15 protein-coding genes are annotated in these 16,608 nt (G+C 49.6%); 11 read left to right on the top strand and 4 right to left on the bottom strand.

Going from position 1 to position 16,608, the window contains the following annotated elements; all coding sequences use genetic code 11:
• The first annotated feature begins 132 nt into the window (after positions 1-132).
• The 4 genes from purE to purD are packed head-to-tail and all read left to right on the top strand — an operon-like array spanning position 133 to position 3,637.
• Complete coding sequence (gene purE, locus LK536_RS39460; protein ID WP_008717449.1) at positions 133-648, top strand: 5-(carboxyamino)imidazole ribonucleotide mutase; 516 nt, start codon at positions 133-135, stop codon at positions 646-648.
• A gap of 44 nt (positions 649-692) precedes the next feature.
• The gene (gene purM, locus LK536_RS39465; RefSeq protein WP_474912419.1) at positions 693-1,724 is read left to right on the top strand and encodes a phosphoribosylformylglycinamidine cyclo-ligase; all 1,032 of its coding nucleotides are present in this window, start codon (positions 693-695) and stop codon (positions 1,722-1,724) included.
• Entirely contained in the window at positions 1,718-2,311 is a 594-nt protein-coding gene (gene purN, locus LK536_RS39470) for a phosphoribosylglycinamide formyltransferase (protein WP_025486717.1), read from the top strand. Before purM ends, purN begins: the two co-directional genes overlap by 7 nt.
• A 39-nt stretch (positions 2,312-2,350) precedes the next feature.
• Positions 2,351-3,637 carry a phosphoribosylamine--glycine ligase gene (gene purD / locus LK536_RS39475; protein WP_227795442.1) on the top strand — a complete coding sequence of 429 codons (1,287 nt, stop codon included), beginning with the start codon at positions 2,351-2,353 and terminating at the stop codon, positions 3,635-3,637.
• Positions 3,638-3,704: 67 nt separating this feature from the next.
• On the opposite strand, the gene LK536_RS39480 is transcribed toward purD, so the two are convergent.
• Both LK536_RS39480 and LK536_RS39485 read right to left on the bottom strand, forming a co-directional pair.
• Complete coding sequence (locus tag LK536_RS39480; protein ID WP_506092115.1) at positions 3,705-4,283, bottom strand: LbetaH domain-containing protein; 579 nt, start codon at positions 4,281-4,283, stop codon at positions 3,705-3,707.
• Positions 4,284-4,311: 28 nt separating this feature from the next.
• The gene (locus LK536_RS39485; RefSeq protein WP_329602207.1) at positions 4,312-4,518 is read right to left on the bottom strand and encodes a PHP domain-containing protein; all 207 of its coding nucleotides are present in this window, start codon (positions 4,516-4,518) and stop codon (positions 4,312-4,314) included.
• Between the two features lie 125 nt (positions 4,519-4,643).
• Here LK536_RS39485 and LK536_RS39490 point away from each other — a divergent pair, with 125 nt between their 5' ends.
• The 6 genes from LK536_RS39490 (at position 4,644) to LK536_RS39515 (ending at position 12,319) form a co-directional block, all read left to right on the top strand.
• Entirely contained in the window at positions 4,644-5,603 is a 960-nt protein-coding gene (locus LK536_RS39490) for a helix-turn-helix domain-containing protein (RefSeq protein WP_227795440.1), read from the top strand.
• Positions 5,604-5,892: 289 nt separating this feature from the next.
• A complete protein-coding gene (locus tag LK536_RS39495) occupies positions 5,893-8,097 on the top strand; it encodes a sensor domain-containing diguanylate cyclase (RefSeq protein ID WP_227795439.1) in 2,205 nt (734 codons plus the stop codon).
• Between the two features lie 268 nt (positions 8,098-8,365).
• Complete coding sequence (locus LK536_RS39500; RefSeq protein ID WP_008717437.1) at positions 8,366-8,989, top strand: TetR/AcrR family transcriptional regulator; 624 nt, start codon at positions 8,366-8,368, stop codon at positions 8,987-8,989.
• Positions 8,986-10,374 carry an MATE family efflux transporter gene (locus LK536_RS39505; protein WP_227795438.1) on the top strand — a complete coding sequence of 463 codons (1,389 nt, stop codon included), beginning with the start codon at positions 8,986-8,988 and terminating at the stop codon, positions 10,372-10,374. Before LK536_RS39500 ends, LK536_RS39505 begins: the two co-directional genes overlap by 4 nt.
• A gap of 191 nt (positions 10,375-10,565) precedes the next feature.
• On the top strand, positions 10,566-11,057 hold the full coding sequence (locus tag LK536_RS39510; protein ID WP_120056398.1) for a sigma-70 family RNA polymerase sigma factor: 492 nt from the start codon (positions 10,566-10,568) through the stop codon (positions 11,055-11,057).
• Positions 11,054-12,319 (top strand): DUF3298 domain-containing protein, encoded by a 1,266-nt coding sequence (locus LK536_RS39515; RefSeq protein WP_227795437.1) that lies wholly within the window; start codon positions 11,054-11,056, stop codon positions 12,317-12,319. The genes LK536_RS39510 and LK536_RS39515 overlap by 4 nt, the downstream gene beginning before the upstream one ends.
• 130 nt (positions 12,320-12,449) lie before the next feature.
• Here LK536_RS39515 and LK536_RS39520 read toward each other — a convergent pair whose 3' ends face one another.
• Complete coding sequence (locus LK536_RS39520; RefSeq protein ID WP_227795436.1) at positions 12,450-13,499, bottom strand: DUF7973 family transport facilitator; 1,050 nt, start codon at positions 13,497-13,499, stop codon at positions 12,450-12,452.
• 26 nt (positions 13,500-13,525) lie between these two features.
• Positions 13,526-15,469 carry an oxidoreductase gene (locus LK536_RS39525; protein WP_227795435.1) on the bottom strand — a complete coding sequence of 648 codons (1,944 nt, stop codon included), beginning with the start codon at positions 15,467-15,469 and terminating at the stop codon, positions 13,526-13,528.
• A gap of 79 nt (positions 15,470-15,548) precedes the next feature.
• Between LK536_RS39525 and LK536_RS39530 the strand changes: the two genes are divergently transcribed.
• Positions 15,549-16,601 carry a LysR substrate-binding domain-containing protein gene (locus tag LK536_RS39530; protein ID WP_506092116.1) on the top strand — a complete coding sequence of 351 codons (1,053 nt, stop codon included), beginning with the start codon at positions 15,549-15,551 and terminating at the stop codon, positions 16,599-16,601.
• The last annotated feature ends 7 nt before the right edge of the window (positions 16,602-16,608 follow it).

Raw genomic sequence — 16,608 nt, forward strand, 5'->3', positions numbered from 1 at the left:
TAAGTAACAAAGGCATAATAAAAGAAATTAATAAGAATAACTAATAATAAACATCCCTATCTAAAATAACAGGATATTTCTGCTTCCTGAGGTGGGGAGACGATGGATTTAAGTGGAAAAGGAGATTGGACGATGGCAAAAGTAGGAATTGTAATGGGAAGTGACTCTGATATGCCAATCATGGCAAAGGCGGCTGAGATTCTGGACAAACTGGGAATCAGCTACGAGATGACAATCATATCTGCCCACAGGGAGCCGGATGTTTTCTTTGACTGGGCAAAGGCGGCTGAAGGAAAGGGATTCAAGGTAATCATAGCGGGGGCAGGCAAGGCGGCCCATCTTCCGGGCATGTGCGCAGCCATTTTCCCTATGCCTGTCATCGGTATCCCCATGAAGACCTCCGACCTGGGCGGCGTGGATTCCCTGTACTCCATTGTCCAGATGCCAAGCGGTATCCCGGTTGCAACGGTTGCGATTAACGGTGGGGCAAACGCAGGCATCCTGGCTGCCAAGATCCTGGCCACTTCCGATGAGGCTTTATTAGGCAGGCTTAAGGAGTATTCAGAGAGCCTGAAGAACGACGTGGTCGGGAAGGCTGAAAAGCTGGAATCCATCGGATACAAGGAATATCTGGCACAGATGAAATAGGGATTCAGGGATTTTTAAATAAGGCGGAGGATGATAAAACCATGATGGATTACAAGAAGGCCGGAGTTGATATTGAGGCAGGTTATAAGTCGGTTGAACTGATGAAGGAATATGTGAAAGGAACCATGCGTCCTGAAGTACTAGGCGGAATCGGCGGATTCTCAGGCGCATTTTCCATGGCTGCATTCAAGGGGATGGAGGAACCCACCCTGCTTTCGGGCACGGACGGTGTGGGAACCAAGCTGAAGCTGGCTTTCCTCATGGATAAGCATGATACGGTGGGCATCGACTGTGTGGCCATGTGCGTGAACGATGTTGCCTGTGCTGGCGGCGAGCCGTTGTTTTTCCTGGATTACATTGCCTGCGGCAAAAATGTGCCTGAGAAGATTGCAACCATCGTGAAGGGCGTGGCGGAGGGCTGTAACCAGTCCGGTGCGGCTCTGATTGGCGGGGAGACGGCCGAGATGCCTGGATTCTATCCGGAGGACGAATACGACCTGGCCGGGTTTGCGGTGGGCATCGTGGACAAGAAGGATCTGATAACCGGCGAAAACCTGTCGGCCGGGAACGTGCTGATCGGAATGGCAAGCTCCGGCGTGCACAGCAATGGTTTTTCACTGGTCCGCAAGGTATTTGAGAAGGAACTGACAAAAGAGGGGTTAAATACCTACATGGACGTTCTTGGAACCACCCTTGGGGAGGCGCTGATTGCCCCGACCAAGATATATGTGAAGGCCCTGAAGGCCGTCAAGGAAGCTGGGGTCACCATCAAGGCATGCAGCCACATCACCGGCGGCGGTTTCTATGAAAATGTTCCCCGCATGCTGAAGGACGGCGTGCGTGCGGTGATTAAGAAGGACAGCTATCCGGTTCCTTCCATCTTTAAGCTGCTGGCTGAAAAGGGACAGATTGAAGAGAAGATGATGTACAACACATACAACATGGGCCTTGGTATGATCCTGGCAGTGGACGCCGCGGATGTGGACAGGACCATGGAAGCCATCCGGGCCGCAGGCGATGCCCCCTATGTGGTCGGCTCCATTGAGAGCGGTGAAAAGGGTGTGGACTTATGTTAAGGATAGGAGTCATGGTGTCCGGAGGCGGCACCAATCTTCAGGCGGTCATGGATGCAATGGACAGCGGCAGGATTACCAACACGGAACTGGCCGTGGTCATCAGCAACAATGCCAACGCCTATGCGCTGGAGCGGGCGCGTCTTAGGGGAATCGAGGCAGTGTGCATTTCCCCAAAGGACTATGGGTCAAGGGATGCGTTTAATGAGGCGTTTCTGGCCAAGGTGGACGCATATCATCTGGATCTGATCGTGCTGGCCGGATTCCTGGTGGCCATACCCGAGGCCATGACAAGGAAATACGAGGGGCGCATCATCAATATCCATCCGTCCCTGATTCCTTCTTTCTGCGGGAAGGGGTATTATGGGCTGAAGGTCCATGAAGCGGCTTTGGCCCGGGGCGTGAAGGTCACAGGGGCAACCGTGCATTATGTGGACAGCGGCATGGATACAGGACCCATCATCCTGCAGAAGGCCGTGGAAGTGAAGAAGGGCGATACGCCTGAGATATTGCAGAAACGGGTGATGGAAGAAGCGGAATGGGTAATCCTTCCCCAGGCCATCCATATGATTGCGAATCAATTGGTATAGGACGGGATATGACAGGACAAACAGGCAGGAGGTAACGGCATGAAAGTATTAATCGTAGGCGGCGGCGGACGTGAACATGCGATTGCGTGGAAGGCGGCGCAGAGTCCAAAGGTGGAGAAGATATATTGTGCTCCTGGCAATGCCGGGATTGCCGGATTGGCGGAGTGCGTGGATATCGGGGTCATGGATTTTGACGCGCAGGTGGCCTTTGCCAGGGAACATGGGATTGACCTGGTAATCGTGGGACCGGATGACCCACTGGCGGCAGGCGCGGTGGACGCCTTTGAGGCAGCCGGGCTGCGGGTGTTCGGGCCAAGGAAGAACGCGGCCATTCTTGAAGGCTCCAAGGCATTTTCTAAGGACCTGATGAAAAAATATAATATTCCTACGGCTGCATATGAGACATTTGATTCGCCGGAAGAGGCACTGGCATACCTTGAGGATGCGCCCATTCCCATCGTACTTAAGGCCGACGGTCTTGCGCTGGGGAAAGGCGTGCTTATCTGCAACACAAGGGAAGAGGCAAAGGAAGGCGTCAGGACCCTGATGTTAGATAAGCAGTTCGGCTCCGCCGGGGACCGGATCGTGGTGGAGGAATTCATGACAGGCCGGGAGGTATCCGTGCTCTCTTTTGTGGACGGTAAGACCATCAAGATCATGACCTCGGCCCAGGACCACAAGCGGGCAGGGGACGGGGACCAGGGACTGAATACCGGGGGAATGGGGACATTTTCACCCAGTCCCTTTTATACAGAGGAAGTGGACGCGTTCTGTAAGGAACATATCTATCAGCCCACCGTGGACGCCATGAAGGCAGAGGGCAGGGAGTTTAAGGGGATTATTTTCTTTGGCCTGATGCTTACGGAGAAGGGGCCTAAGGTGCTGGAGTATAATGCACGTTTCGGCGACCCTGAGACACAGGTAGTGCTGCCAAGGATGAAAAATGATATCATCGACGTATTCGAGGCCTGCGTGGACGGTACCCTGGACCAGATAGAGCTAGAGTTCGAGGACAATGCCGCCGTGTGCGTGGTGCTGGCTTCCGCGGGCTATCCGGAGCATTATGAAAAGGGATATAAGATGACCGGGTTTGAGAACTTCGAGGGCAGGGACGGCTACTATGTGTTCCATGCGGGCAGTAAGTTTGACAAGGACGGTAACATCGTGACCAACGGCGGACGGGTGCTGGGAGTTACGGCCAAGGGCAGGACACTTAAGGAAGCCAGGGAGAATGCTTATAGGGCTACGGAGTGGATTGAGTTTGGGAATAAGTATATGAGACATGATATTGGGAAGGCGATTGATGAGGCTGAGGGCGTTAAGTAGATGACGCTTGTCCCCTGGTTTGGGTAGTGGACCAGGGGACTTCTTTTTTTTAAGAAGTTTTATATGGTTAGAACAGCTCCCTGTGATATTCAAGACCATCAAGATCTGTAACCGCACGGGCGACACGGCATGGGACGCCATATGCCACCGAATGGTCAGGGATTTCTCCGGATACAACGGAACCGACGCCGATTACACAGCCGGAACCAATTTTGGAGCCGGCAAGAATCGTAACGTTTCCCGCAATCCAGCAGTTGTCCCCAATCGTTACGCGGCAGACATCCAGTACGGTAAAATTAGAATTGACATAGAAACTTTTCCCGAGGCTGGTATGAATCCCATAGTCAAAATAAATGGGTCCCTGTAAGTATGCCCCCTCCCCTCTTGTCGGAAGTAATTCATCCAGTATGTTTTTCCTCTCATTTTCATCGGTATTCATCCTGTGTCTGTCCCGTTTGAAATTCCTGTGTCCAGAATTCCTTATCCCCGACCTGATGGATTGAAAGAATGATAAAATCAAAAGGATATCGGGAAAAGAGTTTTTCGTATAGAGGGATTGTGTGGACCTGAACTCCAAATTCCAACCCCAGCTTGATGGATATGTGTTCTCCGTATTCTTTCTGTAAGCCGGATATTTCATCTGCATACTTCGGATAATCCACATTCGCAAAGGGCTACGGCCCGGCGGCTCCTGACCTGTATCCGATTCCAAGGGAATCGTCCCAGTCCCGCTTGATTCCATAATCCACATGATCCGTAAAGCATATTTCTTTTATTCCCATATCAATGGAATCCATGACCACCTGTCTTAGAGGATAAGTGGAATCATCACTGTACGCTGAATGTACATGATAGTCTTCTATGACGGCATTTGCCTTCATCTTGACATCCTCCTTCTGTGTTTTTATAATTATATTACGGAACAAGAGAAAATAATATAATAATCTTACGAAATAATATAAATATATTTCACCTTAATGGGAAGGAAACGCGGGGGACGTTCTATATGGCAATGCAGGTCAATGTTAAGCAGGATTTTTCAGAAGTGATGGATTATATGATTCCGCAGTATCCTGTCTATATACGAAGCGCGTTTTTATCGCAGTACCGCAATTATACTGCGGTATCACACTGGCATGAGGATGTTGAAATCATATATGTATTGTCCGGCACCATGCAGTATGATGTAAACGGGGAAAACATCACGCTTTATGAGAATGAGGGGATTGTGGTAAACAGCCGGAACTTTCATTTTGGATATTCAGATAAGAAAGAAGAGTGCGGGTTCATATGTTTCATCATCCATCCCTCGGTTTTGTCCGGTAATCCATATATCAGGGAGCGTTATGTGCGCCCTTTTACAGAATGCCAGGCAATTCCGTTTTTACATTTACGTCCGGATAAGAAGTGGCAGAATGAATTACTGGAAGTGTTATGGACCGTCTTTCATCTGGATCAGGATGCCCCGGAGTTTTATCTTTTGTGCCAGGAAGCGGTATTTAGGATATTTACCCTATTGTATACGAACAATATGGAGCTGCTTTCAGAGAAATCAGAGAAAGCTGATATTTCTCTCATTCAATTAAGGAAAATGGTCGGCTATATCCAAAAACACTATCAGGATTCCATCATGCTGGACGATATTGCGAAAATTGGGGAGATGGGTAAGACGGCATGCTGTAATATATTTAAAAAGTATATGAATACCTCTCCGATTGATTACGTTATTACATACCGTCTTGCGCAGAGCACGGTGCTGCTTACAGGAACACGGCTTCCAATTACGGAGATAGCATATGGATCCGGTTTTCATAATGCCAGTTATTATACAAAGTATTTCCGGAAACAATACGGAAAGACACCGGGACAGATGAGGAAGGAATATCTGAAGCAGGGTCTTAATGTCGGGCGCGCGGACGGTTCTTTTCAGAACAGCCGCACAGAAGCCGCCCTACAGCGCTCCTGAACCGCAGGCCTTTGCCGCTGCAGCCATTTCCTTTATGGTGGTTTCGGGGAATCCCGGACGATTGGGGAATCTATTTCCTTGCCTGTATGATGTATCAGGCAGCAGGACAGGCTATTGCTATTTTTTATGGTTTTTGCTATACTCAATGCAAATATATATGTATGTGAGCGATTGATGGGCTGCCGAAAACGAGGAGCAGGAGCATCACTATCGGCAGAAACCGCAGAGGAACGCCGGTCATTGACACTCCCAATTGGGGTGCCAGGATTGTGGGGGGGGGGGGATAAATGTGAATAGATTGCTGAAAGGGCTCAGTCAGGAGGGTGAGGCTATCCTGAACCTCATTCCAGGTGGAGTCATGCAATGCAGGAATGACAATGAATACACCATTGTTGGGGTCAACGATGGTTTCCTCAGTATATTCGGATTTACCAGGGAAGAACTGGAGGGGCTGTTTCAAAATCAGTTCCTCACAATGATCCATCCATTGGACCGTCAAAATTTCCTGGGTGAAGTGGGGCGCCAGCTGAATAAAGGCAACCAGCTTTCCCTGAGCTACCGGGTCTTGTGTAAGGACGGCAATTATAAATGGACTGCCAGCAGCGCCCAGCTGTTCGGTGACGAACAGGAAGAACGCTTTTTCTGTATTTTTCTTGACCTCACTGAGGTCCGGGATGCCCAGGAGAAGCTTCGTCTGTCATTGGAGCATCTGGAAATCATCATGAATCAATCCTCGGATATCATCTTTGAGTGGAACCTTATTGAGGATGCCATTTCCTTTTCACCTAATTGGCTGGGGAAATTTGGTTATGCGCCTAGTTATGACAGCAGACTCCAGAAGGAGGAAATTTTGCGGCATTTCTATCCTGATGATATCGGGCCGATGGCCGCGCTTATGGAAGATGTGAAACGGGGGGTGTCCAATTCGCTCCTTGACGTCCGTATCCGCAATACAAAGGGGCAGTATATCTGGTGCCGGCTGCGGGCCGCTACCCAATATGACGCAGACGGCAGGCCGCTGCGCGCGGTAGGGACCATTTCAGATATTGACGAAGAAAAGCGGATGGTGGAAGAACTGCGCAGGCGGGCGGAGCTGGACGCCCTGACCGGTCTTTACAACCATGCCGAAATGGAACACAGGGCAGAACAGTACCTGTCAGGTCGGCCAGAGACGGTATGTGCCATGTTCATCATTGATGTGGATAACTTCAAGCTGGTGAACGACAGGCAGGGACATCTGTTTGGGGACGCAGTGCTGGCTGAACTGGCAGCCGGCATGAAAAAGCTGACGCGGAAGTCGGATGTAATCGGCAGAATCGGCGGGGACGAGTTCGCAATGTTCTTAAAGGATATTCCTTCCACACAGATTGCCGAACAGAAGGCAGGGAAACTTCTGGCGATGTTCCAGCAGCTGTTTCAGGGGGAAAAACAGCCCGTTGAGGTGACCTGCAGCATCGGTCTGGCCATTTATCCGTGGGACGGTACTGATTACCAGACCCTGTACCACTGTGCGGATCTGGCACTGTACCAGGCTAAAAGCCAGGGCAAGAACCAGTATGCCCGATATGACGTTAATAGTCAGGAGGCAGTGGACCGGATTGGATATTCCTCCCTGGGGGCAGCCATTGATTCCGACCAGACCGTAAGTGGGAAGGTTGGGGACCTGGTCAATTATGTGTTTCAAATCCTGTATGATACCAATGATATTGACACTGCCGTGGAAGCAATCCTGGAAATTGTGGGAAGGCGGTTCGATGTGAGCCGGGCTTATGTGTTTGAAAACAGCGACAGCGGGGAATATACCGATAATACTTATGAATGGTGCAATGAGGGAATTGCGCCGCAAAAGGAGTTTTTACAGCATTATCCTTATGAAAACGTGGAGGGCTACAAGGAGCTGTTTCGGGATAACTCTATTTTTTACTGCCGGGATATCCATTCCCTGACCCCTACCCAGACCGCGCTTTTTGAGAGTCAGGAAATCTGTTCCACGCTCCAGTGCGCGCTTTACGATGGAAAGGAATTCCGGGGCTTTATCGGGTTTGACGAGTGCACGGGTCTGAGGATGTGGAACAAAGAGGAGATTGGCATGCTCTCTTTGATTGCCCAGATGCTGAATACATTCCTCCTGAAAAAGCGGGAGGCGGACCGCAACGAGCAGATCATGGTCCAGCTCAACACAATCCTGGATATGCAGGATGCCTATATCTACGTCATCCGGCAGGGCACCTATGAGCTGCTGTATGTGAATCAAAAGACACTCCGTCTGGATCCGTCCGCCAGGGCCGGTATGACTTGCCATCAGGCGTTTTTCGGCCGCAGCACTCCCTGCGAAAGCTGTCCGCTGACCGGAACCACGGAGGTATATAACCCACAGTATGATGTATGGACCAGGATACGGTACTCCACGATGAAATGGGGCGAGCACGATGCGTATCTGATTAATTGCGCCGACATCACGGAATATAAACGGCTGCAGGAAAACAGAAGGTGAGTGGGCACCGTTCTTTTAAGGTCAGCCTTTGCCGGCATGGGAGATACTCCCGGCAGGAAGCCGGATTATGACATTTGGAGACGGGAAATGCCTGTAAGGACAAGACCGGATTGTAGAAGACGCTCAGGGAATGGGCGTCTTTTGTATTGCAGGCACTGAATCGATGTCATAAATTAATTGGATATGGAAAAAATATTGACCTCATGGTCAATTTGTGCTATTCTAATGATAAATAGACCACAAGGTCAATAATTTTAGGAGGAAGCACATGAAGCGGGAAGAGAAAAACCAACAGACGAAGCGCAGGATTATGGAGGCTGCACTGGAGGAGTTTGCAGGACAGGGATATGGAGCCAGTTCCGTTAACAATATATGCAGCGGGGAGGGAATCTCGAAGGGAATCATTTACCACTATTTCCAGACCAAGGACGAACTGTATCTGGCCTGCGTGGATGAATGTTTCCAGGTCCTGACGGAATATCTGCAGGGGAAGCTGATATTGGAAGCGGTATCCGTTCCCAGACAGCTGCAGCTTTATTTTGATGCGAGGTTTGAATTTTTCCAGACATTTCCCGTGTACCGGAGGATTTTCTGCGAGGCGGTCATCATGCCGCCGGCCCATCTGGAAGCTGCGGTCAGACAGCGTAAGTCCGGGTTTGATGAGTTTAATATATCCATATTGAACCGGATACTGGAGCCTCTTAAGCTCAGGGACGGGGTATCCAGGGAAACAGTGGTGGATATATTCCTGCAGTTTCAGGATTATGTCAATGCAAAGCATCAGACATCCGGGCAGCAGGAGATTGATTTTAAGACACATGAAGAGGACTGCCGCAGGGCATTGGATGTGCTGCTTTATGGCGTGGTGGAGCGGAAGGAAGTGGGGATATGAAGAACGGAAATGTACAGCAGGAATCCATACTTGGTGATATGAAGCCCTCCAGGGCCATTACCAGACTGGCAGTCCCGGCTACCCTGGCGCTGCTGGCGAAGGCTGTCTACAACATTGTGGATACGGCTTATATCGGGATGCTGGGGTCGGATATAGCGCTTGCGGCAGTGGGCGTTACCCTGCCGCTGCTGCTCATCATGGTCTCGGTGGAAAATATATTTGCGGCCGGGGCAGCGGTCCTGGCGGGCAGGCAGCTGGGGGCAGGCGATAGGGACGGCGCAAACAGGACAGTCACATCCGTGGTGGGGTTATCGGTCCTCATTGGAATCCTTTTATGTGCGGCAGGCATCATTTTCATGGAGCCTTTGTTGCGTTCCTTCGGCGCCTCCGAGGCTGTGCTGCCCCAGGCCAGGGAGTATGCATTCTGGATGTTTGTGGCAGCCCTTGCCAACCTTCCTGCGCAGAGTATGAACTGTGCGGCCAGGGCAGAGTCATCCGTAAGGATTTCATCCATTGCCGTTGTGACCGGCGCGGCCCTTAACGTGATCCTGGACCCTGTATTCATGTTTAGCTGGGGACTGGGGATGGGAGTGGAGGGAGCGTCCCTTGCCACAACGGTTTCACAGTTCGTCACGTGTTTCATCCTTGGGTGGTTCTATATCACCGGACAATCCATCATAAAGATAAAGAGGGAGTATTTTAACCCCCAATGGATGCTCATCAGATCCGTCACGCTCATCGGGATACCTACGGCCGTCATACAGATCTGCCTTGCAGTGGCAACATCCCTTACGAATATTGCGGCGAAGCCCATGGCGGACTCAGATCTTATCATAGCGGCATACGGCGTGGTGCAGCGCCTGGTGCTGATTGGATGCTATGTGATCATGGGGTTCATGCAGGGATATCAGCCGGTAGCTTCCTATTCCTTTGGCGCGAAAAAGGAGGAACGGTTTCATGAGTCGGTCCGTTTTGCATTGCGGACATCCCTGATCCTTACCATACTGGTAGCGGGAACCTATATCCTTCTGGCAAGGCCGTTAATCATGCTGTTTAACGGGAATCCGGCAGTCATTGATTATGGGGTCAGGCTTCTGGTTTCCCAGGTGGTCCTTTATCCTGCATTTGGATTGTGCTACATGATGACAATAACGTTTCAGACCATTGGCTCCTCAAAGTACGGACTGTTCCTGTCCGTCATCCGTCAGGGATTGTTCTATGTACCGTTCATATTAATCCTGCCCGGGATGCTGGGGGTAACGGGGATTTATCTGGCACAGCCGGCGGCAGATATATTGACCATGGCAGTCTGCCTGTACTCGGTAAAACCGATGAAGCGGATTGCAACAGGGCATATGGCGGCAATCCGGGTAGAAAAGGGATGAGACAGGAACAGGGCAATATGGGACAGCTGCCGGACAGGGCAGGAATCGAAGGGATTCCTGTCCTTGTTTTATGACAGGAAAATATAATCAGATGCAACTTTTGGCAGGAAAAAAGAATCTATATATCAGTGATGGCGATATACGCTGTGATGTACCATGAAATCATACTGTAAGGAGGGATTAAGTACCCCATGAATCAAGATTTATATAACAGGATTGTGGACTATATTGTCAGCAATCAGGAAAAATTTTATAGGCTGGCCTACAGCTATGTCCATAACCAGGAGGATGCAATGGATATTGTCCAGAGTGCTGTCTGCAAGGCATTGGACCACTACGGGGCGCTCAGGAATGAAAATGCCATCAGGACATGGTTTTACCGCATCCTTGTAAATGAGAGCCTGCTGTTAATCAGGAAACAGAAGATGGAGATACCCACAGAAGACGGGATAGGACAGGAGGTGCCATATTATGAGGAAGGATATAATGGTGAACCGGATATATACGGACAGTTAAACCAATTGGATGAGGATGTGCAGACCATTATAAAACTTCGGTATTTTGAGGAGCTGACACTGAAGGAAATCGCTTATGTGACAAGCACAAACCTGAATACGGTTAAGGCAAGACTATACCGTGGCTTAAGACTGTTAAAACAGAATATACAGGAGGTGGATTCATGAGCCGTATGGAAGATGCAAGAAAAAAATATGAAGGGATACCGGTCCCGCCTGAACTGTCAGGAAGGGTTCAGGCGGCAATTGCCCAATCAGAGGAAAAGAGAAGAAGCCAGGAGCAAAGGAAACGGATGGCCGGGATACACAGAAGGAACAGGATATGGGGGACATGTGCCGGTGCGGCGGCAGCCCTTGTGCTGATATTTACTGCTGCCTTAAATACAAATACGGCATTTGCGGAAATGGCGGCCGGACTCCCTGTCATAGGAGCGGCGGCGCGGATCCTTACCTTCCGGTCCTATGATAAGGATGAAGGGGACTGGAAGATATCCGTGGAAATCCCAAGTGTGGAGATGATAGCTGAGGATACGGATGGGCTGGATGCTGCCCTGAATCAGGAAATATACGATTTATGCAGCCGGTACGCAGATGAGGCAGTGGAACGCGCCAGGGAATATAAGAAGGCGTTTATGGAAACGGGAGGGACTGAGGAGGAATGGGAGGCACATGGTATTAAAATCCGTGTAGGATATGAAATCAAGGCCCAGACAGAAGAATATCTCTCCTTTGCAGTGCGGGGAACAGAGAGCTGGTCCACGGCCTACAGTGAAACAAGATACTACAACATTGATCTGAAGGATTATAAGATGGTTACATTAGAAGATGTCCTGGGCCAGGACTATGCCAGGATTGCGGATGACAGCATACTGCGGCAGATGGAGGAAATGAAGGAAAGGGACGGCATTGCTTTCTGGTCCGGGTCAGAGGGAGGCTTTACGGGAATTACGGATGAAACCAGGTTTTATATGAATGAAAATGGAAATCCGGTCATTGTGTTTGACAAATATGAGATTGCTCCCGGCGCATATGGGGAACTGGAGTTTGAGATAGGCCAAACAGGAGAGGGGACAGGGAAACCTGGCTATGCGGACAATTTCCTGGTACCCGAAGATGAGGTGGCTGCTTTTGCCGGAAAAATAAAGGAAGCCGTTGCGGACCGGGACATGGACGCCCTGTCCTCCCTGGCCTCCTATCCACTGTACGTGGGATTTAAGGACGGAGGCGTCTGGGCAGGTTCGCCGGAAGAGCTGGCTGCCTTGGGAACAGACCGTATATTCACACCGGAGCTGTCAGCAGCAGTGGAGGCTGCCGGAGGGGAGACGCTTTCCCCCAGCATGGCCGGATTTGTCCTTAAAAAAGATGGAATCCCCAATATTGTATTCGGGGTATCCGATGGGGCGCTGGCAGTAAAAGGGATTAATTATTGAATCCGGTTCGGACTGTAAAAGGACACAACGGTAATACGGTGTGTCCTTTTACATGTAGCATGCCAGAGGGTTATTGTCCAATGCGGATACAGCAGGACAGTACCCTCATCAAAGCTCTGCCTCCGACTGCCTATGACATGTCTGCTTTTTTGCATTTCCCTGTAAAACATGCAAAGATCCCAAATGCCAGGATAATGGCCATGGGCGCGATGACGGAAACCGCACTATCGGGGTTAACCAATCCAAGCGCCGGAAAGACAGCAAATGCAAATACGGAGCAGAAGAGCATGGAAAGCGACGGCGGGTCAACATATCCTTCCCCATATACAAAGAAAAGATCCGCAAGCAGATCGCCTGCATAATGTGCAAAGATACCAAATGCAAAGCCCCACAGGTAAACACTGATTTCGGAACATCCGGCATTATATGCCATCTGGGCGCCGTAAGCGCCCACAAGCCCAACATGGTGAAATACAGGGCAGGGCAGGCCGCAGCACATGAAGATTAAGAACACGACTGCAATGGCCCAAAGGGGTACAAATGAAATACCTGCAATCGTGGGATTGCCCACCTGTTCAGAAAAACGGCACATCTGGTACAATAGCCATGCGGCAATAAAACCAACGCTGCCGCCGAACAGCCAGAACATGGAGCCGTGGCCATAGGTCATGTGGGGAAGCCACTTATTCTTGCTGTTTAAGCCAAATCTCTTATCTCCCTCAGGAACCTTCCCCATGAGGCCCTCATTCCCAAACATGATTTTTGTAATCACATTAAGGATTACAATGGTTGCCGCAACGCAGTCAAAGAGTCCCGGAAGGAAGGTGCCAAGGGCTGTATTCAAGTACCATCCCGCTACTGCGCAGATACCGCCAAATACTAATACATCTGTTTTCTGCAATGATCCCAATGGAAAGGCCAGTCCCTTGCTGTCCTTTATGTATCCCTTTTTCCATGCATAATTCATTGCGCAGAGGGCCGGCCCAAAGGCTACCTGCGGCCCCAGGAACATTCCAAAGCAAATGTTCCCGATGATATTATATTCGCATCCCGCCATAATGGAGAATACCCCGACAATGGAAACAAGGGCTGTAAGGATTACTGAACCAAGGGCGCCCAGGGCGGTTGCCAGTACGCCTGAAACAAAGGCAGTGAAAATTGTAACAAGAATGTCCATCATTTTCGTTCCTTTCAGGTTGCTGGCAGCTAAATATCCAATGCCCTATAGTATCCAAGCTTCACTGCTTCAACCACGCGTCCGGCTTTGATGGCGTCTCCGATTTCAAAAACCCGGGGAGCCGTATTGAGGAATTCATCCGCAGAGGCGCGGTCCGCTTTCATACCTGCGGCAAGAAGGACCGTATCGGCTTCAATGAGGATTTCACCATCCGGCGTGTTGCATACGATACCAGCGTCGGTAATCTCCCTGGCTGTTGTGTTTACCTTGATATCAATCCTGCTGTCACGGATATATTTGTCCATGGCAACCTTGTGCATCCAATAAGCGTCAGATGCCCAGGTATCCTTCATTTCCACAACTGTTACGTCTTTTCCAATCATATCCAGATAAATGGCAACTTCAGAACCCACAAGGCCTCCGCCAAGGATTGCCACTTTTTGTCCCACTGACGGCTGTCTGCCCTCAAGTGCCTTCAGGCCCACAACCTTGGCACTGTTAATTCCCGGGATCTGCGGAATGATTGGTTTCGCGCCAACGGCTGTCATCACGACATCCGCACCCATTGCCGCAACTTCCTCAGGAGTCACCTCTGTATTTAAGTGGATGTCCACGCCTGCATCCTCACAGCGCTTAGCAAGGACCTCAATGAAGTGATACATATCCTTTTTGAAGGGGATGTGCTGTTCGTGTACAATCTGTCCGCCAAGCCTGCTGTTCTTCTCATAAAGTGTAACGGAGTGGCCCCTTTGGGCGGCTGTAACAGCGGCCTCCATGCCCCCTGGCCCGCCGCCTACAACCACGACCTTTTTCGGCGTTGTTGCCGGGAAGCCATATTTATGTTCAAGCTCGTCGCCAATGACCGGATTAAACGCGCAGCAGTAGTTCCTGTTGGATAAGTAATTGAAGAAACATGAATAGCAGCGGCAGCACTGTGTGATATCTTCTTTCCGTCCGGAAAATGCTTTCTCCGGGAAATATGGATCTGCAAGGGACTGACGGGCTACTTCAATGATATCAGCTTTACCGGAAGCAATGATTTCCTCCATCATATCCACATCGTTGATGCCGCCCAATGCAGCAACCGGGGTTTTGACATGTTTTTTGATTTCAGCAGCATATTGGACATTGCATCCATGCTCAGTGAACATGGAAGGATGTGTAATTACAAATACGTCATTATTCTCATGGATACCGGCAGATACGTGGATGATATCCACCTTTCCATCAATCATCTTAGCCATTTCAACTGCTTCATCAATATCATATCCGCCAGGAATACACTCAGAACCGCTCATACGGAATTCGATTGGGAAGTCCGGCCCCACCGCCTCACGCACCTTCTCGATGACAAGCAGTGAAAAACGCATACGGTTTTCCAGGCTTCCGCCCCAGCGGTCAGTCCTCTTATTAAAATATGGAGAAGCAAACTGGCCTAACAGCCATCCATGCCCGCCATGGATTAAGACCATATCAAAACCAGCCTCTTTTACCAGCCTGGCCGCGCTGCCGAATGCGGTGGCGGTCTCTTCAATCTGCTCTTCCGTCATGGCTTTTACAGGAACGCCCTGGGCATTTAATTCGTCATTTGGCCCAATCAGGGTGCTTTTGGCAGCAGAGTGGCTTCTGGCGGCCCCGAACTTTCCGCCATGGGCTAATTCCATGGTAGCCATGCAGTTGTGTTTATGGAATTCATTGGCCATTCTCTTTAAGGATGGGAGGGACAGGTCATCATAAAGGATTACTTCTTTTGTGTGTGAGCGTCCTACGGCTTCAACAATACCAAGACCAATGCATACGCTGGCCAAGCCGCCGCGTCCGCGGTTTGCATGAAACGCGATATCCTCTTCCCTCATGTGGCAATCCGGATCCAATTCCGGATTCGACATCGGCGCGCCGAAAATGCGGTTCTTAAATGTGACGCCATTGATTGTGATGGGACTTGCTAAATTGGGGTAGTATCTGTTTTTCATTTGTTACTTCCTCCTTAATCATGTTCTATGTAAGTCTATTCTAGCAGTATTGTTAACTAATTAACAACACATAGTGTTTGTGATTGCCACAACCTGGAGTTGTGTCAAAAAGCAGCCCCAAAGCAGCCCCGAAATGTCCGGAATATGCCGGAGAATTGTATTTACCATCACTCATAGTTGTGATAAACTAAAGCTGAGTCGGCAAGAACACGTCTTAAGATTACGGTGGAGAAGAGAAATGGAATTCAGACAGATCCAGTATTTTATGAAATTATCTGAAAGCACAAGTATTTCCCAGGCAGCGAAAGAATTGTTTATATCCCAGCAGGCTTTAAGTAAATCAATCAAAAATTTAGAATCGGAACTGAATACACGTCTGTTCCTCCGCACCAGTAAGGGAATCAAATTATCAAAGAGCGGGGTATATCTGAAACATAAATTCCTCCCAGTGTGTGCAGGGTATGAGGAAGCAGTCAGGGAATCGTATCAATATTTTAAAATCCAGCAAGGGACCATAACCATCGGCGTAGCGCCTGGGGTCTTCCGGAGCCTGTCTGCCAATTATCTGTTAAACTTTGAAACGCTATATCCTGGTTTGAAGCTGGAACAGGTAGAATTTCCCGATTTGGACATGGAAGAATATGTGCTTGCGGACAGCCATCGTTTTGCCCTGTCCACAAAACCATGGCATGATCAGGGGTTGCAATATAGCCCGCTGCATCGTGAAAAAATGTTCTTCATTGCGCACAGGGAACACCCGCTGGCCAAACAGGAGGAGATACATGTAAGCCAGTTGGCGGATGAGGACTTTTTGTTCTTTAACAGCCGTTATAATATTCATTACAGGACAAAGGACAGCTGCAAAAAGGCTGGCTTTACCCCGCATATTATCTATAAATCATCGGATGTAAGCCAGCTTGTGAAAATGGCGTCGCAGAAGCAGGGGATTCTGCTGTGTGTAAAGCATGTGTATGAAGAAAGCGCACATGAAAATCTGGTGTGCATTCCAATTGCAGATGAAGGGATGTATTGGGAACTGGGGATAATATCAAAAAATCATGATAAACTTGACAAAAAAACTAAATTATTTATCGATTATTTTTTATCCTGTTACCAAAAGGGATATGAATGAAACCCTG

It is taken from the genome of Clostridium pacaense, from assembly GCF_020709765.2.
Classification (GTDB): domain Bacteria; phylum Bacillota; class Clostridia; order Lachnospirales; family Lachnospiraceae; genus Enterocloster; species Enterocloster hominis.

Bases quoted from the DNA above. Each gene is read 5' to 3' on its own strand.
- purE (WP_008717449.1), top strand. From the start codon at position 133: ATGGCAAAAGTAGGAATTGTAATGGGAAGTGACTCTGATATGCCAATC.
- purM (WP_474912419.1), top strand. From the start codon at position 693: ATGGATTACAAGAAGGCCGGAGTTGATATTGAGGCAGGTTATAAGTCG.
- purN (WP_025486717.1), top strand. From the start codon at position 1,718: ATGTTAAGGATAGGAGTCATGGTGTCCGGAGGCGGCACCAATCTTCAG.
- purD (WP_227795442.1), top strand. From the start codon at position 2,351: ATGAAAGTATTAATCGTAGGCGGCGGCGGACGTGAACATGCGATTGCG.
- LK536_RS39480 (WP_506092115.1), bottom strand. From the start codon at position 4,283: ATGCAGATGAAATATCCGGCTTACAGAAAGAATACGGAGAACACATAT.
- LK536_RS39485 (WP_329602207.1), bottom strand. From the start codon at position 4,518: ATGAAGGCAAATGCCGTCATAGAAGACTATCATGTACATTCAGCGTAC.
- LK536_RS39490 (WP_227795440.1), top strand. From the start codon at position 4,644: ATGGCAATGCAGGTCAATGTTAAGCAGGATTTTTCAGAAGTGATGGAT.
- LK536_RS39500 (WP_008717437.1), top strand. From the start codon at position 8,366: ATGAAGCGGGAAGAGAAAAACCAACAGACGAAGCGCAGGATTATGGAG.
- LK536_RS39505 (WP_227795438.1), top strand. From the start codon at position 8,986: ATGAAGAACGGAAATGTACAGCAGGAATCCATACTTGGTGATATGAAG.
- LK536_RS39510 (WP_120056398.1), top strand. From the start codon at position 10,566: ATGAATCAAGATTTATATAACAGGATTGTGGACTATATTGTCAGCAAT.
- LK536_RS39515 (WP_227795437.1), top strand. From the start codon at position 11,054: ATGAGCCGTATGGAAGATGCAAGAAAAAAATATGAAGGGATACCGGTC.
- LK536_RS39520 (WP_227795436.1), bottom strand. From the start codon at position 13,499: ATGATGGACATTCTTGTTACAATTTTCACTGCCTTTGTTTCAGGCGTA.
- LK536_RS39525 (WP_227795435.1), bottom strand. From the start codon at position 15,469: ATGAAAAACAGATACTACCCCAATTTAGCAAGTCCCATCACAATCAAT.